At 69.9% G+C, this 3,183-nt stretch carries 1 protein-coding gene and 2 pseudogenes; all 3 read right to left on the bottom strand.

Annotated features, from left to right (window positions below):
- Positions 1 to 1,178: 1,178 nt before the first annotated feature.
- Positions 1,179 to 2,306: an ABC transporter substrate-binding protein gene (locus tag QOL99_RS16110; RefSeq protein ID WP_326522596.1), complete on the bottom strand. Its 1,128-nt coding sequence runs from the start codon at positions 2,304 to 2,306 to the stop codon at positions 1,179 to 1,181.
- Positions 2,307 to 2,403: 97 nt separating this feature from the next.
- Positions 2,404 to 2,802 (bottom strand): annotated as a pseudogene (locus QOL99_RS17905) (ABC transporter substrate-binding protein); the annotation flags it as partial.
- A gap of 181 nt (positions 2,803 to 2,983) precedes the next feature.
- Positions 2,984 to 3,183: pseudogene (locus QOL99_RS16115) on the bottom strand (DUF721 domain-containing protein); the annotation flags it as partial.

A 3,183-nucleotide genomic window follows, 5' to 3' on the forward strand; every position in this document is an offset into this window, starting at 1 on the left:
GGGACGAGAACCAGCACTATGCCGCGTAAACTGAAAGATGTCAGTCATGGAAGTCTCCTCTGAAACAGGCCGGGAGAGAGGAGCCGGAGCCGCGCCGGGTGTGGACTGGCTCCGGCACTGGGTGCCGCGCGGGTGAGAGCACCTGTCAAAAAGAGCCCTTCTTTGTGCCCGAGCGGACCTGCAAAGCTCCGCAGGAGAGCGAAAGGAGAACATGGAGCCGTGGGGGGGGTGCCCTTCCTCTCTCGGCGGAACTCGGACACATGCTCTAGAGCATTGGGCAGAATTACGGCCCCCGGGGAAGGGCGCCCCAGGTGCCTCCCCGAATGCCCAATGCTCTTCTTCAATTCGCTCGCTCTGCTGCGCAGCTTTGCAAGTCCGCTCGGCCAACGAATGCGGAAACCCACCGCATTCTTATGGCAAATGCTCTAGAAGGCCCTGGGGTCCACAACGCGGGCCAGCTTGAGGCTCCGTTCGGGGGAGTTCAGGTCCGGTTCCCCCGACAGCACGAGGGTAAAGTCGNGGCCCTGGGGTCCACAACGCGGGCCAGCTTGAGGCTCCGTTCGGGGGAGTTCAGGTCCGGTTCCCCCGACAGCACGAGGGTAAAGTCGCCCCACTGCGCGACCTCCAGTTCCTGCTCCAGCAGGTTGGCCGGGCCGGGGGGCACGTTGTGGGCGGTCACGACAAAGGTGTGCTTGCCGGGGGCGAGGTCGCGCCCGAACATCGTGGGGAATCCGCAGAACATGTTGTCGAACAGCAGCACGCCGTTGACATACACGTCGACCAGCTCACTCTGCGCGTGGTCGTTCAGAAAATAGACGCGGGTGGCCTGAGCCGGGGCCAGCGCGGGAGCACACAGGGCGGCGAGCAGCAGGGCCTTGGAGAGGGGGGGTACGCATGGCGGAAGTCCTTTCTGGTCGGCGAGGAGAGGGCGCCGGGCAGGGGCAGGGGCGGACGGGGGCGGCGCGGCCAGGGGAGACCGGGAAGCTGGGGGAAGGCACCTCCTGTGGGCTGTGGGGACGAGAGGGCGGGGAGCCGTGGGCCAGACGTGGAGGAGCCTGGGAAGGGGTCACCCCGGTGCGGGGGTGCCGCCCGGTCACTCGTTGGAGACGTTGTCGGGGGTGTTGCCGCTGACGGTGCCGCCGGTCTGGGTGCCCCGCGCTGGCCTCAGGCACCCCGCTTCAGTCCTGCACCCAGGTCAGACCCAGCTCGCGCGTGACCACGTCGGCGTCAGCGATGGCCGACGGGTACTCGCCGCGCACGCGGCTGCGCCAGGCGGCGCTGGCCCTGGGGGCCACGAGGTACACGAAGGGCTGGTGCTGCGCTTCGAGGTCCTGAAGCTGCCGCCCCAGGGCGAGGCGCCGCGTGCGGTCGGGTTCGGCGTTGCCCTCCCGGAACAGGCGGTCGAGTTCGCGCTCCCAGTCGGTCAGGCAGCCGCCCGAGCGGTTGTGGGCGTGCAGGTTGCCGCCGCACGGAACGACATTGGGTCCGAAGGGCCAGATGTTGCTCCCCCCACTCAGTCCCAGCAGGATGGCGTCGAAGGGCCGGTCCTCGCCGCTGGACCCCAGGCGGTTGGCGAGCACATTGAAGTCGGTCGCCTGGACATTGACCTTCACGCCCGCCTGCCGCGCCCCCTCCGCGAAAATCCGGGCGTAGTTCTCGCGGGCCGCATTCCCCGCATTGGTGATCAGGTCGAATTCCAGCACCCGCCCGGCACTGTTGACCAGCAGGCCCTCCGCGTTCGTGCGGTCGTACCCCAGCTCCGCGAGCAGGCGGCGGGCCTCGGCGACGTTGAAGGCGAACCGGGGCGCCGTGGGCGAAATCCACTCGGCGAAGACCGGGTAGACGTTGGTGTAGACGGCGTCGCCCGCGCCTCCCAGCACCTCGCGGACCATCCGCTCGCGGTCGGTGAGGTGGCTCATCGCCTGCCGGAAGGCGCTGGAGCGGAACAGGCGCTGCTTTTCGGGGTCGGACGCCCGGTTCCAGTTCCAGACGATCCAGCTGCTGGAAGCCTGCCCGCTGTAGTTCTCGCGCAGCACGACATCTGCCGCGCCGCGCAGGGCCGCGAGCTGCGTGGGAGCGGGGGAGAAGAGGTCGGTCCGGCCCGCCAGGAAGGCGCTGAGCTGCGCGTCCGTGCTGGCGACGGCCACGAGTTCGACCCGGTCCAGGTACGGCAGCGGCTGCCCGGCAGGGTCCACCGCCCACTCGCCGTAGAAGGGGTTGCGCTCCAGCACGGCGGCCCCATCCGGCGTCAGCGAGGCCAGCTTGAAGGGGCCGGACCCCACGACGCTGCTCGGGCTGGCCGACATGGGCCACAGGGCACGGACCGCCGCCGCCCCCCCCCGCCGCGTAGGCCGCGCCGAAGACATGGTCAGGCCAGGGGGAGAACGCCGCAGTCGAGGCGGCCGTGGCCTGCCGCTCCTGAAAGACGATCCGCACGCTGCGGTCCCCCGTCTGGCTGACCGTGACCGCCCGCAGGCTGTCGTAGGAGTTCGAGCCGACCGCCCGGTCCTGGTGAATCCGGGCCGTCGTCACGAAGTCCTCGGGCGTGATGGGCTGGCCGTCGCTCCACTTCAGGTCGGGCCGCAGCGTGAAGTCCCAGGTCAGGCCGTCGACCGAGGCGGTGTAAGCCTGCGCCATGTAGGGGATGAACTCCTCGGTGGCGGGGTCCTGCCTCAGCAACCCGCCGTCCTCGAGCCAGGACAGGACGCTGCTCGCCTGAGCATTCAGAAACGGATTGAGCGTCAGCGAAGGCCCCAGCACGCTGGTCCGCAGGGTGCCGCCCCGCTTGACCTCGGCGGGCACCCAGCAGCGTCAGCGAGAGGACGGCGAACACGGGAGCGCGATGGGCCAACTTCCTCATGGGGAATCCCTCCTCCCCCCGGCAGACGGGCGGAGGGATCCCACCCGCGCCGGAGGTGGGGAGATCGTGACCCCTGAGGCGTCAACAGAGCGTCAACGCGGTGTCGGTGTGTGTCGGTGTGTGCTACCGCCCGGCGTCCAGCACCGTCCGCACCCGTTCGGGCAGCGCGGCGCGGTCGGCGCGGGTCAGCGGGCGGCGCGGGGCACGGTGCGTCAGCGCGACGAACAGTTCGGCCTGCTCGGCCAGAAAGTCGCGGTACCCGGCCTCCCCGCCGCCGCGCACGCATTCCAGCGCCAGCAGCTCCAGCGCTTCCCGCAGCGAGG

The organism is Deinococcus rhizophilus (assembly GCF_030271215.1).
Taxonomy (GTDB): Bacteria; Deinococcota; Deinococci; order Deinococcales; family Deinococcaceae; genus Deinococcus; species Deinococcus rhizophilus.

Excerpts from the sequence above, each read along its gene's own strand:
- QOL99_RS16110 (WP_326522596.1), bottom strand. The coding sequence starts at position 2,306 with ATGTCGGCCAGCCCGAGCAGCGTCGTGGGGTCCGGCCCCTTCAAGCTG.